The sequence below is a fragment of the Jatrophihabitans telluris genome (genome assembly GCF_023516435.1).
Taxonomy (GTDB): Bacteria; Actinomycetota; Actinomycetes; order Mycobacteriales; family Jatrophihabitantaceae; genus Jatrophihabitans_A; species Jatrophihabitans_A telluris.
This window is the reverse complement of record NZ_CP097332.1, coordinates 1,894,175-1,917,289: the sequence shown is the minus strand read 5'-3', so window position 1 is coordinate 1,917,289 and position 23,115 is coordinate 1,894,175. Positions and strand designations below refer to the sequence as shown.

The window sequence follows — 23,115 nt, the reverse complement described above, 5'->3', positions numbered from 1 at the left end:
GGCGAGCCGGGTCCGACCGTCGGGCGCGGAGCCGATTCATTCGACAAGGTCCCAGGCCTTGAGCAACTGCGCGGCACGGTCATCTGCCGCTTCGATGGGTGCGCGACGCCGTCCGGCATCCGCGATCGCCCACGCGGCCTGGGCGAGCGCTCGAAGCAGGTTCACGCGCTCGTCGGTGAGGTCGCTGTCTGCTTTAGTGCCCTGCGCCTTCTCAGCGATCGACACGCGCAGCATGCTGCCGGTCTCGACCGCCGTTACCGCCCCACAGCGGAAGCCACCGCCTACGGCGTGAACGTCCGGATGCGACTCCAGTAGGCCACGCACATCGGCAGCAACGTAGTCAGGGCGGTGGACGGGCTCGGCCGCCAGCAGATCGAGGGGTCGCGTAACTCCGGTGAGGACGAGCAAACTGGCACAGTCCGCGCGCCTGGCTCCTTCGATATCGGTGTCCAGCCGGTCGCCGACGACCAGCGGCTGTCGGGCCTTCGAGCGTTGAACACTTTCTGCGTGCATCGTCGGGTCGGGCTTGCCGGTAGCGACCGGTTCCTGGCCGCTGGCGTGGCGCAACGCCGCCACCAGGGACCCGTTTCCGGGCAGTGGTCCTCTCGGTGACGGCACCGTGGGATCGAGATTGGTGGCGACCCACAGCGCACCGTTTCGGATCGCCACCATTCCCTCGGCGAGGGCGGCCCAATCCATCGTCGGCGAGTAGCCCTGGACGACCGCCACCGGATTGTCGTCGGCCGAGAACACCGGCCGCAGTCCTCGTTCGGTGAGGGCGTCGATGAGGCCGGTCGTCCCCAGCACGAGAACCGCCGCCCCCGAGGGGAACCGGTCGGCCAGATAGTGCGCCGCCGCGTGGGAGGACGTGATGACGTCCGTCGATGCGGCCGGAACACCCAGCCTGGTCAGTAGCTCCGCGACCTGTGCTGGGGTGCGAGAAGCGTTGTTCGTGACGAACGCCAGCCGCATGCCCTGTTCGCGGGCCGAGGCGAGCGCGTCGGGGACGTGGTCGATGACCCGTTCCCCTAGATAGACCACGCCGTCGAGGTCAAGTAGCGCGACGTCGTACAGCTCCGTCAACGGGCGTTGCGAACTCAGCACGGCTCGATCCTCGTCCATGCCGGGTGGCCGGCCTTCAGCCGGGGTCGCCCGCACGCTCCTGCTGGCACCCCTGGCCTCAGGCCGGCGGCACACCGGAACAGGGCGTCGACCGGGCGATTGCGTAGCATCCCGAGGATGACGCAGCCCTCCTCTGCACATCCCCGGCCGAATGCTGCCGACGGCCTGTCCTTGGCACCGTTTCGAGCTCTCCGGTTCACCGGCGACATCGGGCGGCGCTTGTGCCCGCCCTATGACGTGATCTCCGACGTCGACCGGGAGGATCTGCTCGCCGCGGACGCGCGCAACGCCGTCCGCCTCGTCCTCCCCGGCTCGTCGAAAGCCGAACGGGACGGCGCGGCCGACAATCCGATCTACCCTGCGACGGCCTCGTTGCTGAGCGATTGGATAGCGGACGGGACGCTGAGCGAGGTCGGCGAGCCTGCGCTGTTCGTCTACGAGATGTCCGACGACACCGGCACGACCCGAGGGCTGATCGGGGCGCTTGAGCTCAGATCACCCGAGGACGGGGTCATCCTGCCGCACGAGAACACCATGGCGGGACCGGTGGCCGACCGCCTGGCGTTGATGCAGGCAACCGAGGCGAACCTCGAAGCCATCTACCTGGTCTACGACGGCGGCGGCGCAGCGAGCGAGGCGGTGGCAACGGTCTCCGCGGACGAGCCGGTCTTCATCGCCCAGACACCCGACGGGCTGACCCACCGGCTCTGGTCCATCACCGACCCGGTCACGTTGTCCACGATCGCCCAGGACCTCGCCGGTCGACGCGCACTGATCGCTGACGGGCATCATCGCTACGCAACCTATCTTCAGCTGCAGGCCGAGCACGCGGGAGAGCCCGGGCCGTGGGACCGCGGTCTCACACTGCTCGTAGACACAACGGCCTACGGCCCCCAGGTACACCCCATTCACCGAGTGGTGGACCTCCCCTTCGAACGGTCCGTCGAACTCAGTCGCCAGGTGCTGTCGGTCAACGCCGTCCCGAGCCTCGCCGAAGCCCTTGCGTTGATCGACGAGATCGACGGGTTCGCTGCTGTCCTTTCCGACGGACGCCGATTCGAGGTCATCCATTCGTTCGACCCCGAAGCGCTGGCTGCAGGCCTTGGTGACGTCGCGGGAACCGCGCTGGGATCGCTGGACGTGACCGTGCTGCACCGTTGCCTCGTCGAAGGCGCCTGGGGCCTGAACGACAACACCGAGACCGTCGACTACGCCCACGACATCCCTGATGCCTTGGAGGCTGCCGACGGCGGCACGCGTACGGCGGTGCTGCTCCGTCCGACACCGGTGACCGCGGTCGCCGAGGTGGCGGCTGCCGGCGGCAGGATGCCGCGCAAGTCGACGCTTTTCACGCCCAAGCCTGCGTCCGGAGTGCTGCTCCGTCGATTCGCCGATCAGTAGGCAACACGAAAACGGCGCCGGCCCGCGACCTCGCGTGAGGTTGCGGACCGGCGCCGTTATGTCAAGCGCGCGGGCGTCGCGGACAGGTCAGAGCAGGTCGGCAGCGCGATCGGCAGCATCGGTCTCGTCGTCGTAGTCGACGGAGGCCGCTTTCCCGAACCACTGGATGGCGTCCTGGGTGCGTCCGGCCTCGGCGAGAGTGTCGGCGTAGGCGTACCACAGCCGATTACTGCCAGGCTTGGGGTGCTTGGTGTCCAAACCCCCACGCTCGAAAATCGCGAGCGCGGCATCCAGTTGACCGAGGTCCCGGCGAGCTCCAGCGACGACGATGAGCAACTCCGCCCGCGACGCCGGATCGATCTTGCCGACCATTGGATCGTCGAGCATCTTGAGGGCGCGCTCTGGCCGGCCCAGCGCACGTTCGCAGTCAGCCATGACTGCCAGGTGCGATGCATCCCCGGAGATGCGGCGGGCGGCGCGCAACTCGGCGATGGCCTCTGCCCATTCCTCCGCGTGGTAGGCGGCCAGTCCGCAGGCTTCCCGCACTGCAGCCACCCGAGCACCTCGGCCACGGGCGGCGCGAGCGTGCTCCAGCGCGGTCTTCGGGTTGTCGTCGATCAGGCGCCCGGCTGCGACCAGGTGGCCGCCGACGAATTCGGCGGCAAGCTTGCTCAAGGAGCGCAACTCGGCGCGAACTGAGGGGTCGAGCGTGCGCGGATCAGCATCGCCCGGGATCGCGATTTCGTTGCCGCGAGTCGGCCGCGATCCACGGGTTGCCTCGTAGTCCTCGAATTGCTCGTAGCGCCCCTGGCCCCCACGGGTCGGGGCGTGACTCGGTCGAGTGTCTCGGCCTTCGTAGCGAGGGCGATCCGTGCGCTCACCGGTGCCGCTGCGGGGCCGATCGTAACGAGGCGCGGAGTCACGAGAATCCTCCCGGCGGCCTGCTGTGCGGGGTTGCTCGGAGCGATGACCGCCACGTCCAGCATCAGCTGGGCGCGATCCTCGGGAATCCTGTCGGCGCTGTGAATCAAAGCGTCCGGTCCCCGATTCGCGCGATGGCGTGCGGCGTTCTGGCGGGCGCCCCGTACGGCGATCGCCGGCCGCGTCGCTGGGCTCCCACCAGTTCGACGACGACGACCCACTCGGAGCCCGGGAGCTCGACGAGGAGTCACGACGCTGCGGGCGAGAACTGCGATCAGTGGACGCACTGTAGGAGCCCGAACCTCGGCTACCGGAACCACGCGGGGCCCCTCCAGAACGAGAATCGTCACGGCTGGGCCGGGCAGAACGAGAATCGTCACGGCTGGGCCGGGCAGAACGTGAATCGTCACGGCTGGGCCGGGCAGAACGAGAATCGTCACGGCTGGGCCGGGCAGAACGTGAATCGTCACGGCTGGGCCGGGCAGAACGTGAATCGTCACGGCTGGGCCGGGCAGAACGAGAATCGTCACGGCTGGGCCGGGCAGAACGTGAATCGCTGCCGCCCCAAGAGCCCGTGCCTCGATTGGAGCTATCGTCCCTGCGGGGAGCCGCTCCAGCCGAGCGGCCGAACTGACCACCCCGGCCGGCGTCGCCGGAACGCGCCGCGCCGCCAGTGCGTCCCGGGATCCCTCCGCTACGAGAGCCGCCTGCGGTCCTACCGCTACCGGCAGCACCACCTTCTGACCGGCGCCCCGACGTGCCGCCCGATCGTCCAGCGGAACCGCCTCTGTTTGCGCCCGTCCCAGAACGTCGCGATCCGTACTCAGCCATGTCCAACATCCATCCCGAAAGAGAACTACAACAACGAGCGTCTCAGAGCAGACGCCAAAATGCGACCAGGGTCGTTCGGATAAACCGAACGACCCTGGTCGAAAGTGTGTCCGGCGACGTCCTACTCTCCCACGCAGTGGCCCGCGCAGTACCATCGGCGCTGAGAGGCTTAGCTTCCGGGTTCGGGATGGGACCGGGCGTTTCCCTCTCGCTATGGTCGCCGAAACTCTATGGAGATATCGGTCCTCACCGTCTGAATAGACGGGGACCGCACCTCGGGAACCGCACAGTGGACGCGTAGCATTTTTGTGGCAAGTCCTCGGCCTATTAGTACCAGTCAGCTCCATGCATTGCTGCACTTCCACTTCCGGCCTATCAACCCGGTGGTCTAGCCGGGGGCCTTACTCCATAAAGGATGGGAGTCCTCATCTTGAAACGAGCTTCCCGCTTAGATGCTTTCAGCGGTTATCCCTTCCGAACGTAGCTAATCAGCAGTGCCCTTGGTAGGACAACTGACACACCAGAGGTTCGTCCGTCCCGGTCCTCTCGTACTAGGGACAGCCTTTCTCAAGACTCCTGCGCGCGCGGCGGATAGGGACCGAACTGTCTCACGACGTTCTAAACCCAGCTCGCGTGCCGCTTTAATGGGCGAACAGCCCAACCCTTGGGACCTACTCCAGCCCCAGGATGCGACGAGCCGACATCGAGGTGCCAAACCATCCCGTCGATATGGACTCTTGGGGAAGATCAGCCTGTTATCCCCGGGGTACCTTTTATCCGTTGAGCGACACCGCTTCCACAAGCCAGTGCCGGATCACTAGTCCCAGCTTTCGCTCCTGCTCGACCTGTCAGTCTCACAGTCAAGCTCCCTTGTGCACTTGCACTCAACACCTGATTGCCAACCAGGCTGAGGGAACCTTTGGGCGCCTCCGTTACATTTTAGGAGGCGACCGCCCCAGTCAAACTACCCACCTGACACTGTCCCTGATCCGGATTACGGACCGAGGTTAGACATCCAATTCGAACAGAGTGGTATTTCAACGTTGACTCCACCCACACTGGCGTGTGAGCTTCAAAGTCTCCCACCTATCCTACACAATTCGAACCGAACACCAATATCAAGCTATAGTAAAGGTCCCGGGGTCTTTCCGTCCTGCCGCGCGTAACGAGCATCTTTACTCGTAGTGCAATTTCGCCGAGTCCACGGTTGAGACAGTCGAGAAGTCGTTACGCCATTCGTGCAGGTCGGAACTTACCCGACAAGGAATTTCGCTACCTTAGGATGGTTATAGTTACCACCGCCGTTTACTGGGGCTTAAATTCTGAGCCTCGCACCGAAGTGCTAACCCGTCCTCTTAACCTTCCAGCACCGGGCAGGCGTCAGTCCGTATACATCGTCTTGCGACTTCGCACGGACCTGTGTTTTTAGTAAACAGTCGCTTCTCGCTGGTCTCTGCGGCCGTCCCGCGCTCTCAGATGCAAGACCTGATCACGCGAAGCGGCCCCCCTTCTCCCGAAGTTACGGGGGCATTTTGCCGAGTTCCTTAACCATGGTTCACTCGATCGCCTTAGTATTCTCTACCTGACCACCTGTGTCGGTTTGGGGTACGGGCCGCTAAGAGCTCGCTAGAGGCTTTTCTTGGCAGCATAGGATCATCGAATTCGCCCCAATCGGCTATGCGTCGGTTCTCAGGCACATGTTGAGCGGATTTGCCTACTCAACGCCCTACAACCTTGCTCCAGTATTACCACTGACTGGTACGACTACCTTCCTGCGTCACCCCATCGCTTGACTACTACTAGTTCGGTTCGTGCGCGCAACCATCGGTTCCCGAAGGAACGTCCGGCTTTGGGCACTTAGCATCGCTAAGTTCGTCATGGGCGCTCTTTTGCGGGTACGGGAATATCAACCCGTTGTCCATCGACTACGCCTGTCGGCCTCGCCTTAGGTCCCGACTTACCCTGGGCGGATTAGCCTGGCCCAGGAACCCTTGGTCATCCGGCGGAGGAGTTTCTCACTCCTCTTTCGCTACTCATGCCTGCATTCTCACTCGTGTGCCGTCCACGGCTGGGTTCCCCCGCCGCTTCACCCGGCACACGACGCTCCCCTACCCATCCACACTTCTGGCTCGAAAGCAGAATATTGCGTGAATGACACAGCTTCGGTGGTGTGCTTGAGCCCCGTTACATTGTCGGCGCAGAATCACTTGACCAGTGAGCTATTACGCACTCTTTAAAGGGTGGCTGCTTCTAAGCCAACCTCCTGGTTGTCTGTGCGACTCCACATCCTTTCCCACTTAGCACACGCTTGGGGACCTTAGCTGGTGTTCTGGGTTGTTTCCCTCTCGACTACGGAGCTTATCCCCCGCAGTCTCACTGCCGCGCTCTCACTTACCGGCATTCGGAGTTTGGCTAACTTCGGTAAGCTTGTGAGCCCCCTAGGCTATCCAGTAGCTCTACCTCCGGCAAGAAACACGCGACGCTGCACCTATATGCATTTCGGGGAGAACCAGCTATCACGAAGTTTGATTGGCCTTTCACCCCTACCCACAGCTCATCCCCCAGGTTTTCAACCCTGGTGGGTTCGGTCCTCCACGCGGTCTTACCCGCGCTTCAACCTGGCCATGGGTAGATCACTTCGCTTCGGGTCTAGAGCATGCGACTAATTCGCCCTATTCAGACTCGCTTTCGCTACGGCTTCCCCACACGGGTTAACCTCGCCACATACCACTAACTCGCAGGCTCATTCTTCAAAAGGCACGCTGTCACGATTACACGCAAGCGTGTAACGACGCTCCAACGGCTTGTAGGCGCGCGGTTTCAGGATCTATTTCACTCCCCTCCCGGGGTGCTTTTAACCTTTCCCTCACGGTACTTGTCCGCTATCGGTCACTAGGTAGTATTTAGGCTTAGCGGGTGGTCCCGCCAGATTCACAGCGAATTTCACGGGCTCGCTGCTACTTGGGGTAACGCTAAGGAGACAACGGGTTTTCGTCTACGGGGGTTTCACCCTCTATGCCGCGACATTCAATCGCTTCGACTAACCACGTTGTTTTCTTACTCCTTGTAGATTCGGCAGAACCTACTAAGCGGCCCCACAACCCCAGATACACAACGCCTGCCGGCTATCACGTGTAACTGGTTTGGCCTCTTCCGCTTTCGCTCGCCACTACTAACGGAATCGCGGTTGCTTTCTCTTCCTGTGGGTACTGAGATGTTTCACTTCCCCACGTTCCCTCCGCATACCCTATGTGTTCAGGTATGGGTGACTGGACATGACTCCAGCCGGGTTTCCCCATTCGGAAATCCTCGGATCAATGCTCGGTTGACAGCTCCCCGAGGCTTATCGCAGCCTCCTACGTCCTTCATCGGCTCCTAGTGCCAAGGCATCCACCGTGCGCCCTTATTAACTTGACCACAAAGATGCTCGCGTCCACTGTGCAGTTCTCAAGGTACGGGCGGCGACTCAACCTGATCCAACGCGTACGCCCAGCGGGCGCCGTTCGAAGGAATTGAGTGCCGGACCATCCGGCCGTTTCCAGCCGTGAAGGTGGGCTCAAAGCCCGCTCCCTCAGGACTCAACAGTGTGCCTACGCATTCTGGCGTCAATCGGTAGAGGTTCCATCCGGCAAGCCGGCGTACTGACTCCGATGATCGCTGTCCAGCGAACTAGTTAGTGTTCCACCCTTGAGCCGCCCCCACGAGACGTTCGCTCGTGATGAGGCATGCCTGGACCTGATCTTTCGACCAGGCCAGATGCTCCTTAGAAAGGAGGTGATCCAGCCGCACCTTCCGGTACGGCTACCTTGTTACGACTTCGTCCCAATCGCCGATCCCACCTTCGACGGCTCCCTCCACAAGGGTTGGGCCACCGGCTTCGGGTGTTACCGACTTTCGTGACGTGACGGGCGGTGTGTACAAGGCCCGGGAACGTATTCACCGCAGCGTTGCTGATCTGCGATTACTAGCGACTCCGACTTCATGGGGTCGAGTTGCAGACCCCAATCCGAACTGAGACCGGCTTTATGGGATTCGCTCCACCTTGCGGTATCGCAGCCCTTTGTACCGGCCATTGTAGCATGTGTGCAGCCCTGGACATAAGGGGCATGATGACTTGACGTCATCCCCACCTTCCTCCGAGTTGACCCCGGCAGTCTCCTATGAGTCCCCGACATTACTCGCTGGCAACATAGAACGAGGGTTGCGCTCGTTGCGGGACTTAACCCAACATCTCACGACACGAGCTGACGACAGCCATGCACCACCTGTGCAAGGCCCTTACGGACCTCCCATCTCTGGGAGATTTCCCTGCATGTCAAGCCCAGGTAAGGTTCTTCGCGTTGCATCGAATTAAGCCACATGCTCCGCCGCTTGTGCGGGCCCCCGTCAATTTCTTTGAGTTTTAGCCTTGCGGCCGTACTCCCCAGGCGGGGAACTTAATGCGTTAGCTGCGGCACAGACCTCGTGGAATGAGGCCCACACCTAGTTCCCAACGTTTACGGCGTGGACTACCAGGGTATCTAATCCTGTTTGCTCCCCACGCTTTCGCTCCTCAGCGTCAATATCGGCCCAGAGACCCGCCTTCGCCACCGGTGTTCCTCCTGATATCTGCGCATTTCACCGCTACACCAGGAATTCCAGTCTCCCCTGCCGAATTCTAGCTAGCCCGTATCGGCTGCAGGCCCGGGGTTGAGCCCCAGGTTTTCACAGCCGACGTGACTAACCGCCTACGAGCTCTTTACGCCCAATAATTCCGGACAACGCTTGCACCCTACGTATTACCGCGGCTGCTGGCACGTAGTTGGCCGGTGCTTCTTCTGCAGGTACCGTCACTTTCGCTTCGTCCCTGCTGAAAGAGGTTTACAACCCGAAGGCCGTCATCCCTCACGCGGCGTCGCTGCATCAGGCTTTCGCCCATTGTGCAATATTCCCCACTGCTGCCTCCCGTAGGAGTCTGGGCCGTGTCTCAGTCCCAGTGTGGCCGGTCGCCCTCTCAGGCCGGCTACCCGTCGTCGCCTTGGTAGGCCGTTACCCCACCAACAAGCTGATAGGCCGCGGGCCCATCCCTAGCCGAAAAACTTTCCAGTTCAGAAGATGCCTTCCGAACTCATATCCGGTATTAGACCCGGTTTCCCGGGCTTATCCCAGAGCTAGGGGCAGGTTGCCCACGTGTTACTCACCCGTTCGCCACTGATCCCCAGAGCAAGCTCCGGTTCACCGTTCGACTTGCATGTGTTAAGCACGCCGCCAGCGTTCGTCCTGAGCCAGAATCAAACTCTCCGTGAATGTTTTATAGATAGGCGGTTACCCGCGTTATCAACACAGAAAGCCGACCGATCACTCGGCCGACGATTGCTGACCAATCCGAGCTGGTATTGCTCGTAATCAATCAAAGAAATTCTCGCATGACGCGCTACCGAAATAGGTTGTCATGAACGAGGTTTGTGCTATTTAATGGCACTAACTTTCGGCACACTGTTGAGTTCTCAAGGAGCGGACGCGCACCATCGCGGACCTTTCGGTCTGCTCCGGGGCAACCCGTGGAACTTTACTCGGTCCGATTCGCGGTGTCAAACTGACCCGCTCGTCCCGCGCTCACCGTCCAGCGGCGGCTTTTCAGCCGCTGCGCTGTCTTGGTGGCCTGCCCGGCCGGCCCCCGTTTCGGGCTCCGTTCGCCGTGCAGGGAGAACATTAGCCGAGGCCTCAGGGTGGGTCAAATCCGGGGTCGGAGGCCACTGCAGCCCCTATTTCTTCGGGGGTAAAGCGGCTTGACCCGCGAAATCTTCAGACAATGGAGTTTGTGACCCGGGCCACCTTGCGTTTCCCGATGGCGACGAGCCGACCGTCGAGTTGGTCGCCCGGGATGTCGTAAGTCTTCGCCGGCACGGTTACACCGTCGATGCGCACCGAGCCGGCGTCGATGAATCGACGCGCGGCGGAGGTGGATTCCGTCAGACCGATCCCGGCCAGCAGCGCGGGAAGGTGCACGGTGCCCGACAAATCCCAGTGGACCTGCACGGCCTGGGTCGCCAGGTCTCCCTCCTTGTGGACCCGGTCGAACTGTGCCTCAGCTGCCTGCGCCGCCTCAGTGCCGTGGTAAAGCGCCACGATCCGCCGGGCGACCAGGCGCTTTGCTCGGTTGGCCGCCGCTCCCCCGCCGATGACGTCTTGCTCGACCCGGGCAACCTCGTCGGGAAGCAGGTCGGATGCGAGCACCGCGTAGGTGGCCACCGCCGTGTCGGGGATGGACATGAGCTTGCCGAACTGCTCCGGTGCCGGCTCGGCGATGGCAACGAAGTTGCCGAGCGACTTGCCCATCTTCTCCACCCCATCGGTCCCCACGAGCAGCGGCACCGTCAGAACCGCTTGCGGTGCCTGCCCTCGGCTGCGCTGCAAGGCGCGGCCGACGAGGTTGTTGAAAGTCTGGTCGGTGCCCCCCAGTTCGATGTCGGCCCTGATCTCGACCGAGTCGATGCCCTGCAACAGCGGGTAGAAGAACTCCGAAAGGCTGATCGGGCTCTTCGCCGCAAACCGACGAGCGAAGTCATCGCGCTCGAGCAACTGCGCGACCGTTACCTGGCGCGTGTAATCCAACATCGTCGACAGGTCCATGCGCCCGAGCCAGTCGTCGTTGTTCACGACCTCGGTCCGTTCCGGGTCGAGGATCTGCATGACCTGGTCGAAGTAACCCTTGGCGTTGGCGATCACCTGCTCCGCGCTCTGGGCGAGTCTGGTCGCGGTCTTTCCAGACGGATCGCCGACCTGTCCGGTGAACCCGCCGACAACCAGGACAGCAACGTGCCCGACGTCCTGGAACTGCCGCAGTTTGCGCAGCACGACCGCATGACCCAGGGTCAGCTCGGCGCCGCTCGGGTCGATCCCGAGCTTCACCCGCAGTGGGCGCTGCTCCACACGAGCGGCCAGCATCCGTTCGGCCAGACCGTCAGCGGGCAGGATGTCAGCTGCTCCGGCCGCCAGGATCTCGTAGGTCGGTCGGAGCTCCGATGGCAGCGCGTCGATGGCGGTCGTTCGGTTCAGGGGATCGGTACTCACGATCGACAAGTCTGCCGGGTACGGCCAGCTCATTCCTCAGCGGCTCTCCGAATCCGGTGCGTTGTCCGGGTCGGCACCGAGACGACGCCGACGACGTCCAGCGCGGAAGCTCGACACGGACGGATCGTCGGCGAGCCAGAATCGCCACGGTGCGTCGACCCCGACGGTGATCCCGACCCGTGGACCAGAGCGATATTCGGGCAGCACGCCCAGACGGCGCAGCCGAACCGGCGACGCGGTCGCGAGCAGGTCCAGGCCGGTGTGGGCGCCGGAGAGCCCCAGCGCCCGGGCAAGCCGCGCCGGGCCACTCGCGAGAGTGGCGGTCGGCAGCGCGCTCGGACCACCGTCCTGGCGGGGTGCCCGCAGCCTGACGACGTCCTCGCCGACGACCACCCGCCCAGCCCGCAGCAACACCGCCGATGCCGCGCCCGGCGCATCGCAGGTGACGTTCGCGCACCAATGCATCCCGTAGACGAAGTAGCAGTACAGGTGGCCCGCCGGGCCGAACATCACCGCGTTGCGCTTGGTCGGACCACGGAAGGCATGCGAGGCGGGGTCCTGCTCGCCGTGATAGGCCTCGACCTCGGTGATCACCGCACTCACCCGGTGCCCGCCGAGGTCGCTGGTCACTACGGCACCGAGCAGGTGCGGCGCCACGTCCACCGCGGGCCGCGTCAAAGCTCGACGTGACACCGCCATCGCTCAGCGAACCCAACCGCGAAGCTCGGCAACCCGGTCCTGCAGCTGGCCGAGCTGTTCGCGCACCCGGACCGGCGCCGTACCACCCACCGCCGAGCGCGAACCCAGCGACCCGGCGACGGTGAGGACCTCGCGCACCGCGGGAGTCAAGTGCGGGGAGATCGCGGCGAAGTCAGTATCGGTGAGTTCGTCCAACTCGATCCCCCGCTGCTCGCAGACCCGGACGCACTCGCCGGCCAGCTCGTGGGCAACCCGGAACGGGACGTGCTGGCGCACCAGCCATTCAGCAATATCCGTTGCGAGCGAAAAGCCCTGCGGCGCAAGGGATTCCAGCCGATCGCGATCGAACCTCAAGGTGGCCAGCATGCCCGTCATCGCGGGGAGCAGCAGGTGCAGGGTATCGATGGCGTCGAAGACCGGCTCCTTGTCCTCTTGCAGATCCCGGTTGTAGGCCAGGGGCAGACCCTTCAGTGTCGCCAGCAGCCCAGCATGGTCGCCGATGAGACGACCCGCCTTTCCCCGGGCCAGCTCGGCGACGTCCGGGTTCTTCTTCTGCGGCATGATGGAAGAGCCGGTCGAGTAGGAATCATCCAGCGCGACAAAGGAAAACTCCTTCGTAGCCCAGATGATGACCTCCTCGGCCATTCGGGACAGGTCCACGCCGATCATTGCCGTCACGAAGGAGAACTCGGCCACGACGTCCCGGGCGGCCGTGGCGTCGATCGAGTTCTCCGCCGCCGCGTCGAAGCCCAGTTCCGCGGCCACGGCGGCCGGGTCCAACCCGAGCGAAGACCCGGCCAGCGCACCGGAACCGTAGGGGCTGCTCGCCGCCCGAGTATCCCAGTCCCGCAGCCGGAGGACGTCGCGAACGAGGGGCCAGCAATGCGCCAGCAGGTGATGGGACAGCAACACCGGCTGGGCGTGCTGCATGTGGGTCCGGCCGGGCATGGCCACCCCGAAGTAGGTTTCGGCCTGAGCGGCAAGGGCATCGATCAGCGCGAGGACTTCGCCACCGAGCAGGCGGGCCTGTTCGCGCAGGTACATCCGGATAAGCGTGGCGATCTGGTCATTGCGAGAACGCCCGGCGCGCAATCGCCCTCCGAGCTCGGTACCCACCCGTTCGAGCAAGCCCCGTTCCAGCGCCGTATGGACGTCCTCGTCGGCGACCGTGGCCGAGAACGCTCCACTGCGAACGTCGGCGTCCAGACCGTCCAAGCCGTCGAGCATGCCGCTCAGTTCGGCGTCGGAGAGCAGTCCGGCCGCGCGCAGTACCCGGGCGTGCGCCCGCGAACCGGCGATGTCATGAGCGGCCAGGCGCCAGTCGAAGTGAGTGGACACCGACAGTGCGGCCAACGCGTCGGCTGGACCGCCGGCGAAACGGCCGCCCCACAGTCGGGTGGCTTCTGGGACGTCGGCCATGACAGACAACTCCTGAGGTTGTGCGGCTGGGTTCATCGGGTAACGCACTGCGGGTCGTGAGCAGCCTAGGGGTCGGGGCCGCAGGGGCGAGCGCCGTCGTCAACTCGTCGACGACAGGGCCAGCAGATGTCGGGCCAGCCCAGCACCGCCGTCGGGATCGCGTGCCACGACCACGATCGTGTCGTCCCCGGCGATCGTGCCCAGCACCTCCGCGAGCCCCGCGCGGTCCAGAGCGCTGGCCAGGAAGTTCGAGGCGCCGGGTGGGGTGCGCAGCACCACCAGGTTTCCGCTGGCCTCGGCGGAGATCAGCAGCTCGGACAAGAGCCGGGCCAAGCGGTGGGGCGGCGCGTCCGCGGCGTGCCGTGCGGTCAACGGCGCGCCGTCCGGCGGGATGACGTACACCGACTGGCCGCCGTCGGGCGTGCGCAGCTTGACCGCGCCCAGTTCGTCGAGATCACGACTCAGCGTGGTTTGGGTCACCGGGACACCGGCGGCGGCCAGCAGAGCGGCAAGCTCGCTCTGGGACCGCACGGCGGCACCCGTGAGGATCTCGACGATGCGGGCATGCCGTGCTGCTCTCGTCGTCAGCTCGGTCACCGAGCCCGGCTGGCCGGCGCGCCGCGAACGAGCCACCATCAGCGTCGCTCCAGCAGCCAGGTGAGGACTGCCTTCTGCGCATGCAACCGGTTCTCCGCCTCGTCCCAGACCACGCTCTGCGGGCCGTCGATGACATCTGCGGAGATCTCCATGCCGCGGTAAGCAGGCAGGCAATGCAACACGACGGCGTCCGGGTGGGCCAGCCCGAGCAGGCCCGCGGTTATCGAGAACAGCCGGAACGGGCCTTCCCGCAGGGCTTTCTCCGATTCCTGACCCATCGAAACCCAGGTGTCGGTGATCACGACATCGGCCGCCTCGACGGCGGCGGCCGGGTCCGTCGTGACCGTCACCGAACCACCGGTGGCAGCGGCGATGTCGTGGGCTCGGGACACGACCACGGGGTCCGGCAAGTAGTCCGCCGGACCGCCGATGCGCACGTGCATCCCCGCCGTGGCACCACCGAGGAGGTAGGAGTTGGCCATGTTGTTGGCGGCGTCCCCCACGTAGCTCAGCACCACGCCGGCCAGCCTGCCCTTGTGCTCGCGAATGGTCTGCAGGTCCGCCAGGATCTGGCACGGGTGGAACTCATCGGTGAGGGCGTTGATGACCGGGACCGAACTCGCCCCGGCCATCGCCTCGATGTTGGCCTGGCCGAAGGTTCGCCAGACAATCGCCGAAGTCTGCCGGTCCAGGACCCGAGCGGTGTCCGCGATGGGCTCCCCCCTGCCCAGCTGAGTGTTCTGAGCGTCGATGACCAGCGGATATCCGCCGAGCTCGGCCACCCCGACCGAGAACGACACCCTGGTCCGTGTCGAGGGTTTGTCGAAAATGACCGCCACTGCCTGCGGTCCCGCCAGCGGACGGTAGCCGTACCGGTCCCTCTTCATGGCGTCGGCGAGGTCGAGCACCTCGATCAGTTCCTCGGGGGAGAGATCGTCGTCGCGAAGGAAATGCCGGGTCACTTCGAGCCTGCCCGGGATACCTCGTGCACGGCCTCGGTCAGGATGGCAAGCGCGTCGTCGACCTCGATCGGGGTGACGATCAGGGGTGGTGCCAGTCGCACGACCGACGGCTTCACCGCGTTGACCAGCAGCCCACGGGCGGCCGCGGCCTTCTCCACCGCGCCCGCCCGGTCCTCGACGAGGACCACGCCCAACCACAATCCGCTTCCGCGGATCTCGGCGATGAGCGGGTCGTCGATCGCGGCCAACCCCGCGAACAGTCGGGCACCGACGACTCGGACGTGCTCGAGCAGATTCTGCTCCGCGATCGTGTCGAGGACGGCGAGCGCCGCCGCGCACGACACCGGGTTCCCCCCGAAGGTGCTGCCGTGGCTGCCCGGCGTGAGAAGTTCACCCGCCTCGCCGAAGCCGATACAAGCCCCGATCGGCAGACCACCGCCGAGCCCCTTGGCCAGCGTGAGCAGGTCGGGCCGAACGGAGTCGCGGTCCGGGCCGAGGCTGGCGAACCAGCGCCCCGTCCGACCGATCCCGCTCTGGACCTCATCGATCACCAGGAGGGCGCCGGCCTCGTCGCAGATCCGCCGGGCCGCGGCCAGGTATCCGGGCGGTGCCGGAACGATGCCACCCTCGCCCTGGGTCGGTTCGAGGAACACCGCTGAAACCGAGCGATCCACCACCCGGGCGAGGGCTTCGACATCGCCGTACGGCACGAACGTCACCGGGCCGGGGAGTGGCTCGAAGGGCAAGCGCTTGGCCGGGTTGCCGGTGATCGACAGCGAACCGAGGGTGCGTCCGTGGAAGCTGTTGTCCGTCGAAACCACGGTGCTACGACCGCTTTTCCCGCCGTGCAGCCGCGCGATCTTCAGGGCGCACTCGTTGGCCTCGGTGCCGTCGTTGGTGAAGTAGACGCGAGCGCCGGGCTGATCCACGAGTTCGACCAGGCGTTCGGCCAACGCCAGGCCCGGTTCGTGCAGGAACAGATTGGACGTGTGCGTCAGGGTGTTGACCTGCCGCGACACCGCCTCGACGACGGCCGGGTGCCGGTGGCCGAGCGAACTGACGGCGATGCCTGCGATGAAGTCCAGGTATTCGGCACCATCGGCATCGATCACCCGACTGCCCTGGCCGGCCATCAAGGCGATCGGAGGCAGGCCGTAGTTGTCCATCATCACGGACGACCACCGCTTGGCCATGGTCTCGGTACTCATCTGCCGGCTCCCCTGTCCCTCGGATCGGTGTCAGTGCTGGGTGCGGTCTCGGTGCCGGTGCTCGTGTCAGCGGAATCGGGCAACACCATCGTGCCGATCCCCTCCGTGGTGAAGATCTCCAGCAGCACTGCGTGCAGTTCTCGTCCGTCGATGACCGTTGCCCGCGGAATCCCGGACTGCACGGCGCGCAGGCACGCCTCCATCTTCGGAACCATGCCGGCCGCCAGGTCGGGCAACAGGGCAGCCAACTCGGCGGCGCGGATCTCGCTGATGACCTCGTCGCTGTCGGGCCAGTCGGCGTACAGGCCCGCGACGTCGGTCAGGACCACGAGCTTCTCGGCCCGCAAGGCGACCGCCAGAGCCGAGGCCGCGGTGTCGGCGTTGACGTTGTAGGACAGCCCGTCCCGCCCGCGAGCGACTGTGGCTACCACCGGAATGCGACCCGCATCGATCAGCGCGGTCACCGCACTCGGATCGACGTCCACCACGTCACCGACTTGGCCGATGTCGACCTCCTCGCCGTCGACGATCGCCCCGCGCCGCTCGGCGGTGAACAGCCCACCGTCCTCACCCGACAGGCCGACCGCGAACGCGCCATGATCGTTGATCAGGTTGACCACGTCTCCGTTGACCTGCCCGACAAGCACCATCCGCACCACCCGCATGGCCTCCGGCGAGGTCACCCGCAAGCCGCCCCGGAACTCGCTCTCGATCCCCAGCCGCGTGAGGTGCTCGGTGATCTGCGGGCCGCCGCCGTGAACCACAACCGGCCGTAGCCCGGCGTAGCGCAGGAAGACGATGTCTTCGGCAAAGGCCTGCTGCAACTGCGGGGACACCATCGCGTTCCCGCCGTACTTCACCACGATCACCTTGCCGTGGAAGCGCTCCAGCCACGGCAGCGCGTCGATCAGCGTCGACGCTTTGAGCTGGGCATTGGACAACGCGCCGGTCATGACGAGTACGCGGAATTCTCTTCGACGTAGGCGTGCGACAGATCATTGGTGAAAACGGTCGCATGCTCGCTTCCCGCGTGCAGGTCCACTCCGATGAGCACGCTGCGGCCCGACAGGTCCACCAACTCCCGGCTCTGGCCCGCGGCTCCGGCGATGCAGACCTGGACGCCGTTGATGCTGACGTCCAATAGGTCCGGTTCGAACGCAGCGGCAGTGGTCCCGATGGCTGCCAGCACCCGACCCCAATTGGGGTCGTTGCCGAACAGGGCACACTTGAGCAGGTTGTTGCGGGCAATCGAGCGCCCGACCTCGACGGCGTCGTCCTCGGTGGCAGCGTTGCGCACCTCGATCTCTACCTCCTTGGTCGCGCCCTCGGCGTCGGCGAGCAGTTGCGAGGCCAGATCAGCGCATACCTCCGCGACCGCCTGCTCGAGATCCTCCCGGCTGGGGTGGACGCCCGAAGCGCCGCTGGACAGGACGACGACGGTGTCGTTGGTGGACATGCAACCGTCGGAATCGAGTCGATCGAAGGTGCGGCGCACAGCCTGCCGCAGGATGGCGTCGAGTTCGGCCGGCTCGGCGGCGGCGTCGGTCGTGATGACGCAGAGCATCGTCGCCAGACCCGGTGCGAGCATGCCCGCGCCCTTGGCCATCCCGCCGACCGTCCATCCTCCGGCCGAAGCCACGACCGCCGTCTTGGCCACCGAGTCCGTGGTGCGGATCGCCTCGGCCGCGTCCGCGCCGCCGTCGACCGACAGCGCCGCCGCGGCCATGTCGACACCGCTCAGGACCGCCGCCATCGGCAGCCTCTCGCCGATGAGGCCTGTCGAACAGACCAGCACGTCCCCGGCACCCAGGCCCAGCGCGTTGGCGACCTGTTCAGCCGTGGCGTGGGTGTCAGTGAACCCGCCCGGACCGGTGCAGGCGTTGGCGCCGCCGGAGTTGAGCACGACGGCCCGGATCCGGCCGTCGGCCACGGCTTGCTGCGACCAGAGCACGGGCGCGGCCTTGACCCGGTTCGCCGTGAAGACTGCCGCCGCCGCGTCCGAGGGACCGTCGTTGACCACCAGCGCCAGGTCGGCCGCTCCCCCGGCTTTGATCCCGGCGGCGACCCCGGCCGCCCGGAACCCCCCTGCCGCGGTCACTCCCGCGGTCACGGAGCGATGCCGTTCGCCGAAAGCCCGGTCGTCTCGTCCAGACCCATCATCAGGTTCGCGTTCTGCAGGGCCTGTCCGGCGGCACCCTTGCCCAGGTTGTCGATCGCACTGGTCACGATCACGCGTCCGGAACTGATGTCGACCTCCGCCTGCAGATGCACCGAGTTGGAACCGGCGGTCGCCGCGGTGTGTGGTTGACGTCCGGCCGGCAGCACGTGGATGAAGGGCTCGTCGGCGTAGGCCCGGATCAGGACCTCTCGAATGTCGTGGGACGTTACGGATGTGCTGACTGGGCGGGCGGTAACGGTCGACAGGATTCCGCGAGGCATCGGCGCAAGGATCGGGGTCATGGACACCGACCGCGCCCCGGTCGCCTGGAGGATCTCCGCCACGTGCTGATGTGCCCCGACCTTGTAGCCCGACAGGTCACCGGCCACCTCGCTGGCCAGCAGATTCAGCTTCGCCGAGCGCCCGGCACCGGAGGTTCCCGACGAGGCGACCACGACCACGTCATCGACTTCGACCAGCCCGGCGGCGATCAGCGGCGCCAGCGCCGTGATGATCGAAACCGCGTAACACCCGGTGTTGGCCACCCGCCCGCTGGCCGCGATGCGCGTGCGCTGGCCGGGTAGCTCCGGCAGACCGTAAGTCCAACTGCCGGCGTGGGGTCCGCCGTAGTACCGCTGCCAGGCTGCGGCGTCGGTGAGCCGGAAGTCCGCTCCGAGGTCCACGATCTTGACAGACTCGGGCAGCTCGGCGGCCAGCGTCGCCGACGCACCGTGCGGTAGAGCCAGGAACACCAGATCGGCAGCCGCAAGCACGCCCGGGCTGGTGTCGGAGAAACGCAGCTCGCCGTAACTCACCAGGTTCGGGTGCAGCTCCGTTATCCGCTGGCCGGCGTTGGCGTGCGCGGTGGCAGCGACCACGTCGAGGCCGGGGTGCCCGGCCAGCAGCCGGAGCAACTCACCGCCTGCGTAGCCGCTGGCTCCAGCGACGGCGACTGATATACCCATGTGGATGATTATGCACGTCAATGCAAGTTGATGCAGGTGTCGCCGGCCGACCGCGACCGATCAGGCGCGCAGCCGCGCCCCGAAACGTTGCGCGGCCGCCGCAACCGCAGCGTCCCGAGCGAGGGTGGCGTCCTCGACCGTCAGGGTGCGATCGGGGGCGCGGAACTTGCACGCGAACGCCAGCGACTTCACCCCGGATCCGAGTCGCGCGGCGTCGGCATAGACATCGAACAGGCGGATGGACTCCAGCAACTGGCCGGCACCGGCACGCAACGTCTCCGTCAGGTCGGCCGCCGAGACTTCCAACGGCACAACCAGAGCCAGATCCAACAGCACCGGAGGGAACGCGGACAGCTCAGGAGCGACCGGTGGAACCGGGACCGGCAACTTGTCCAGATCCAACTCCATCGCGCAGGTTCGCGCGGGCAGGCCGAGTTCGGCGACCACGCGCGGATGCAACTCGCCGGCGTACCCGACCGAGGTCCCGTCCAGGAACAGTTCGGCGCAGCGGCCAGGATGCCACGGAGCAACATTGCCGACTCGCACCTCGAACCGCACTCGTGCGGCCCGCGCAATGACCCGAGCCGCCTCGACCGCGTCGGAGAAGTCAGCCGGCCTGCCCGGCCCCCACCAACCGGCGAGTTCGACCTCGCCGCCGAACACGACGGCCGCGTGCCGCGGTTGGATCGGCAGTGCCGCCGCGATCTCTGCGAGCTGCTCGTCGCTGGGCCGGTGCTCGACGCCCGGGCGCGGCGCCGCGCGGCCCGAGGAGGACTGCTGGTACACCAGGCCCGTCTCGAACAACGCGAGGTCGCGGTTACCCCGACCGACGTTGCGCGCCAGGTTTGCCAGCAGGCCAGGCAGCAGCGACGTGCGCATCTCAGGCTCGGCGTCGGAGAGCGGATTGACCAGCCGCACCGCCCGGCGCCGCGGATCGTCGGCCGGCAGCCCGAACGCGTCGTGCACGGACGGGGCAACGAAGGGATAGCTCAGGACCTCGACGTATCCCGCGCTGCCGAGCGCACGCGAAATCGCGCGACGCACCCGCTGCGCCTCGGTGAGCCCGGTCCCCGCCGGGGACGGCGGCAGCGTCGAGGGGATGCGGTCATAGCCCTCCAGCCGAACGACTTCCTCCACGAGATCCACCGGGTCGGTCAGGTCGGGACGCCAGGACGGCGGACGGACCGACAAGGTGCGGACCGGGTGGTGGTGCGCGCCGGCCCTGGTTCGGCTCGTTCCTGCCTCGACCGGCCGGCCAGCCGGGTCGGTCTGCTCATCCGCAGGTGCGGACTCTGAGGTCTCGGCCGTATCGAGCAGGCAGCCGACCTGCTCCAGGCGCGCGCGCACTGTGTCCGCCGAGATGTCGAGCCCGGACAAGGTGGCCGGAAGCTCGACACTCAAAGGGATCGACGGCACCGCGGGCCCGTCACCGACCACCGTGAAACCCGGTGCCGGCGCGGCGCCGCCGTACTCGACCAGCAGATCCACACAGCGCTGCAAAGCGACCGCCGCAATGGCGGGGTCGACGCCGCGCTCGAAACGCTTGGCGGCCTCAGAGGGCAGCTTGTGCCGCCGCACGGCCCGCGAGATCGAGGCGGGATCCCAGTGCGCGGCCTCGAGAACCACGTCCGTGGTCGCCGTCCCGATCTCGGTGCTCGCACCGCCCATCACGCCGGCAAGCGCGATCGCGCCCGAGTCGTCGGTGACCACCAGATCGTCCGGGTCCAGGACCCGCACCGACCCGTCCAGGGTCGTCAGCTTCTCCCCCGGCTCGGCGCGGCGAACGACGAGTTCTCCGGCAAGCCGGGCGCGGTCGAAGGCGTGCAGGGGTTGGCCGGTCTCGAGCATCACATAGTTCGTGACGTCGACGGTGAGGGAGATCGAACGCATGCCCGCCGCACGGAGTCGGTTGGCGATGAACGACGGCGTCACGGCAGCCGGGTCCAGACCCGTGACCGCGCGTGCGGAGAACTGGTCACAGCCCGCCGAGTCCGACACGGTGACCGGGTAGGCGTCACCGTCGATGACCGGCACGGTCACCGTCACGTCGTGGAACGGCACCCCGAGCGCCGCCCCCGCCTCACGCGCCAAGCCGCGCACGGACAGGCAGTAGCCGCGGTCCGGGGTGATCGCGATGTCGAGGACGGCGTCGTCCAGACCGAGGACGGACAGGGCGTCATCACCAGGCTTGGCCGCGTCCGGATCGAGCACCAGAATCCCCGAGTGGTCCTCGCCGATCCCCAGCTCACGGGCCGAGCAGATCATGCCGTCGGAGACGTGCCCGTAGGTCTTGCGGGCACTGATCTCGAACCCGCCCGGCAGCGTAGCGCCGGGCAGGACCGCGACGATCAGATCGCCCACGGCGAAGTTGGCCGCACCGCAGACGATTCCACGGGGCTCGGACTCGCCGACGTCGACCGAACACCAACGGATCGTCTTGCCGTTCTTCTGCTCCTCGGCCTCGAAGGACAGGACGCGCCCGACGACGATCGGACCGGTGATGCCCTCGGCGGCCGATTCGACCTTCTCAACCTCGAGACCGACGCGCACCAGGGCATCGCCGATCGCACGTGGGCTCAGGCCGGCGGGCAGGTCGACGTGATCGGCCAACCACGAGATCGGGGCTCGCACCTCAGGCCTCCATTCCGAATGCGGCGGTGAACCGGACGTCACCCTCGACCATGTCGCGCATGTCGGCGGCGTTGTTGCGAAACATCATCGTGCGCTCGATTCCGATCCCGAAGGCGAAGCCGGAATACCGTTGCGAGTCGATGCCCGCGGCCTGCAGCACTCGCGGATTGACCATGCCGCAGCCGCCCCACTCGATCCAGCCCTCTGAACCGCAGGTCCGGCACGGGCGGTCGGGATTCCCGACCGAGTCACCGCGGCAGACGAAGCAGATCAGGTCCATCTCCGCGCTCGGTTCGGTGAACGGGAAGTACGAGGGGCGGAGCCGAGTGCCGATGCCCGGACCGAACATGGCGGAGGCGAAATGATCCAGGGTGCCCTTCAGATGAGCCATCGTGATGCCCTCGTCGACCACCAAGCCCTCGACCTGATGGAACACCGGGGTGTGGGTCGCGTCCAACTCGTCGGTGCGGAAAACCTTGCCCGGGCAGATCACGTAGATCGGAGGCTGCTGGCCGAGCATGGTGCGGGCCTGGACCGGCGAAGTGTGGGTACGCAACACCAGGCCGCTGTCGGCGCTGCCGGATTCACTGCCGGCGTCCGGCCGCTGCACCCAGAACGTGTCCATCATCGAGCGCGCCGGATGGTCGACGCCGATGTTCAGGGCATCGAAGTTGAACCACTCGGACTCGATCTCCGGCCCTTCGGCGACCTGATATCCCATCGCCACGAAGACATCCGCAACGCGCTCCTGGATGGTGGTCAGGGGATGCCGCGCCCCGAGCGGACGGCGGTCGCTCGGCAGGGTGACATCCACCGTCTCTTCGACGAGCACCCGCGCATCGCGCTCGGACTCCAGCACGACGAGTCGCTGGGCGTGGGCCTGGCGAACCTCGGAGCGAGCCGCGTTGACGCGCCGCCCGGCGTCGGCCTTGGCCGCAGGCGGCAGGGCGCCGATCTCCCGGTTGGCCAGCGCGAGGGGCGAACGGTCGCCGATATGCGCGGTGTGGGCCTGGTGGAGGGCCTCGAGGTCGGCCGCCGAGTCGAACGCCTGCCGAGCCGCCTCGACGCCGGCCGCCAGCGCGTCATCGGACAGCGCGGCGACCTGTTTCGGGTCGTAGAGATCGTTGGCGCCAGACATCAGAGTCCTT

14 protein-coding genes and 3 rRNA genes are annotated in these 23,115 nt (G+C 66.0%); 1 reads left to right on the top strand and 16 read right to left on the bottom strand.

The annotated features are described in order from the left end of the window. Positions 1 to 36: 36 nt before the first annotated feature. Positions 37 to 1,122 (bottom strand): HAD-IIA family hydrolase, encoded by a 1,086-nt coding sequence (locus M6D93_RS08955; protein ID WP_430667223.1) that lies wholly within the window; start codon positions 1,120 to 1,122, stop codon positions 37 to 39. A gap of 117 nt (positions 1,123 to 1,239) precedes the next feature. On the opposite strand from M6D93_RS08955, the gene M6D93_RS08950 reads away from it, so the two are divergent. Beyond that, positions 1,240 to 2,523: a DUF1015 family protein gene (locus M6D93_RS08950; protein WP_249774007.1), complete on the top strand. Its 1,284-nt coding sequence runs from the start codon at positions 1,240 to 1,242 to the stop codon at positions 2,521 to 2,523. A gap of 87 nt (positions 2,524 to 2,610) precedes the next feature. Here the strand turns inward: M6D93_RS08950 and M6D93_RS08945 are convergent, their stop codons facing one another. From M6D93_RS08945 to pheS, 15 genes are all read right to left on the bottom strand, one after another. Further along, a complete protein-coding gene (locus tag M6D93_RS08945) occupies positions 2,611 to 3,198 on the bottom strand; it encodes a tetratricopeptide repeat protein (RefSeq protein WP_249774006.1) in 588 nt (195 codons plus the stop codon). 1,185 nt (positions 3,199 to 4,383) lie between these two features. Further along, positions 4,384 to 4,500 (bottom strand): 5S ribosomal RNA (gene rrf / locus M6D93_RS08940). An 82-nt stretch (positions 4,501 to 4,582) separates the two neighbouring features. Beyond that, positions 4,583 to 7,692 (bottom strand): 23S ribosomal RNA (locus M6D93_RS08935). Positions 7,693 to 8,042: 350 nt separating this feature from the next. Further along, a 16S ribosomal RNA gene (locus tag M6D93_RS08930) occupies positions 8,043 to 9,561 on the bottom strand. Together the 16S, 23S and 5S rRNA genes form the textbook arrangement of a ribosomal RNA operon. 498 nt (positions 9,562 to 10,059) lie before the next feature. Further along, on the bottom strand, positions 10,060 to 11,328 hold the full coding sequence (gene tyrS / locus M6D93_RS08925) for a tyrosine--tRNA ligase (RefSeq protein ID WP_249774005.1): 1,269 nt from the start codon (positions 11,326 to 11,328) through the stop codon (positions 10,060 to 10,062). 36 nt (positions 11,329 to 11,364) lie between these two features. Beyond that, a complete protein-coding gene (locus tag M6D93_RS08920; RefSeq protein ID WP_249774004.1) occupies positions 11,365 to 12,006 on the bottom strand; it encodes a DNA-3-methyladenine glycosylase in 642 nt (213 codons plus the stop codon). Between the two features lie 24 nt (positions 12,007 to 12,030). Continuing rightward, a complete protein-coding gene (gene argH, locus M6D93_RS08915; protein WP_249774003.1) occupies positions 12,031 to 13,446 on the bottom strand; it encodes an argininosuccinate lyase in 1,416 nt (471 codons plus the stop codon). Positions 13,447 to 13,545: 99 nt separating this feature from the next. Continuing rightward, complete coding sequence (locus M6D93_RS08910) at positions 13,546 to 14,082, bottom strand: arginine repressor (RefSeq protein WP_249774002.1); 537 nt, start codon at positions 14,080 to 14,082, stop codon at positions 13,546 to 13,548. Beyond that, positions 14,082 to 15,005, bottom strand: coding sequence for an ornithine carbamoyltransferase (gene argF, locus M6D93_RS08905; protein WP_249774001.1), 924 nt, complete (start codon positions 15,003 to 15,005; stop codon positions 14,082 to 14,084). The genes M6D93_RS08910 and argF overlap by 1 nt, the downstream gene beginning before the upstream one ends. Beyond that, positions 15,002 to 16,213, bottom strand: a complete 1,212-nt coding sequence (locus M6D93_RS08900; RefSeq protein WP_249774000.1) for an acetylornithine transaminase — start codon at positions 16,211 to 16,213, stop codon at positions 15,002 to 15,004. Before M6D93_RS08900 ends, argF begins: the two co-directional genes overlap by 4 nt. Then, the gene (argB, locus tag M6D93_RS08895; RefSeq protein WP_249773999.1) at positions 16,210 to 17,166 is read right to left on the bottom strand and encodes an acetylglutamate kinase; all 957 of its coding nucleotides are present in this window, start codon (positions 17,164 to 17,166) and stop codon (positions 16,210 to 16,212) included. Before argB ends, M6D93_RS08900 begins: the two co-directional genes overlap by 4 nt. Then, positions 17,163 to 18,323, bottom strand: a complete 1,161-nt coding sequence (argJ, locus tag M6D93_RS08890; RefSeq protein ID WP_249773998.1) for a bifunctional glutamate N-acetyltransferase/amino-acid acetyltransferase ArgJ — start codon at positions 18,321 to 18,323, stop codon at positions 17,163 to 17,165. Before argJ ends, argB begins: the two co-directional genes overlap by 4 nt. Beyond that, positions 18,320 to 19,336 carry an N-acetyl-gamma-glutamyl-phosphate reductase gene (argC, locus tag M6D93_RS08885; protein WP_249773997.1) on the bottom strand — a complete coding sequence of 339 codons (1,017 nt, stop codon included), beginning with the start codon at positions 19,334 to 19,336 and terminating at the stop codon, positions 18,320 to 18,322. The genes argJ and argC overlap by 4 nt, the downstream gene beginning before the upstream one ends. Positions 19,337 to 19,396: 60 nt before the next feature. Beyond that, positions 19,397 to 21,967: a phenylalanine--tRNA ligase subunit beta gene (locus M6D93_RS08880; RefSeq protein ID WP_249773996.1), complete on the bottom strand. Its 2,571-nt coding sequence runs from the start codon at positions 21,965 to 21,967 to the stop codon at positions 19,397 to 19,399. 1 nt (position 21,968) lies between these two features. Then, positions 21,969 to 23,105 carry a phenylalanine--tRNA ligase subunit alpha gene (pheS, locus tag M6D93_RS08875; protein WP_249773995.1) on the bottom strand — a complete coding sequence of 379 codons (1,137 nt, stop codon included), beginning with the start codon at positions 23,103 to 23,105 and terminating at the stop codon, positions 21,969 to 21,971. Positions 23,106 to 23,115 lie beyond the last annotated feature (10 nt).

Bases quoted from the DNA above. Each gene is read 5' to 3' on its own strand.
- M6D93_RS08955 (WP_430667223.1), bottom strand. From the start codon at position 1,122: ATGGACGAGGATCGAGCCGTGCTGAGTTCGCAACGCCCGTTGACGGAG.
- M6D93_RS08950 (WP_249774007.1), top strand. From the start codon at position 1,240: ATGACGCAGCCCTCCTCTGCACATCCCCGGCCGAATGCTGCCGACGGC.
- argH (WP_249774003.1), bottom strand. From the start codon at position 13,446: ATGGCCGACGTCCCAGAAGCCACCCGACTGTGGGGCGGCCGTTTCGCC.
- M6D93_RS08910 (WP_249774002.1), bottom strand. From the start codon at position 14,082: ATGGTGGCTCGTTCGCGGCGCGCCGGCCAGCCGGGCTCGGTGACCGAG.
- M6D93_RS08900 (WP_249774000.1), bottom strand. From the start codon at position 16,213: ATGAGTACCGAGACCATGGCCAAGCGGTGGTCGTCCGTGATGATGGAC.
- argB (WP_249773999.1), bottom strand. From the start codon at position 17,166: ATGACCGGCGCGTTGTCCAATGCCCAGCTCAAAGCGTCGACGCTGATC.
- argC (WP_249773997.1), bottom strand. From the start codon at position 19,336: ATGGGTATATCAGTCGCCGTCGCTGGAGCCAGCGGCTACGCAGGCGGT.
- pheS (WP_249773995.1), bottom strand. From the start codon at position 23,105: ATGTCTGGCGCCAACGATCTCTACGACCCGAAACAGGTCGCCGCGCTG.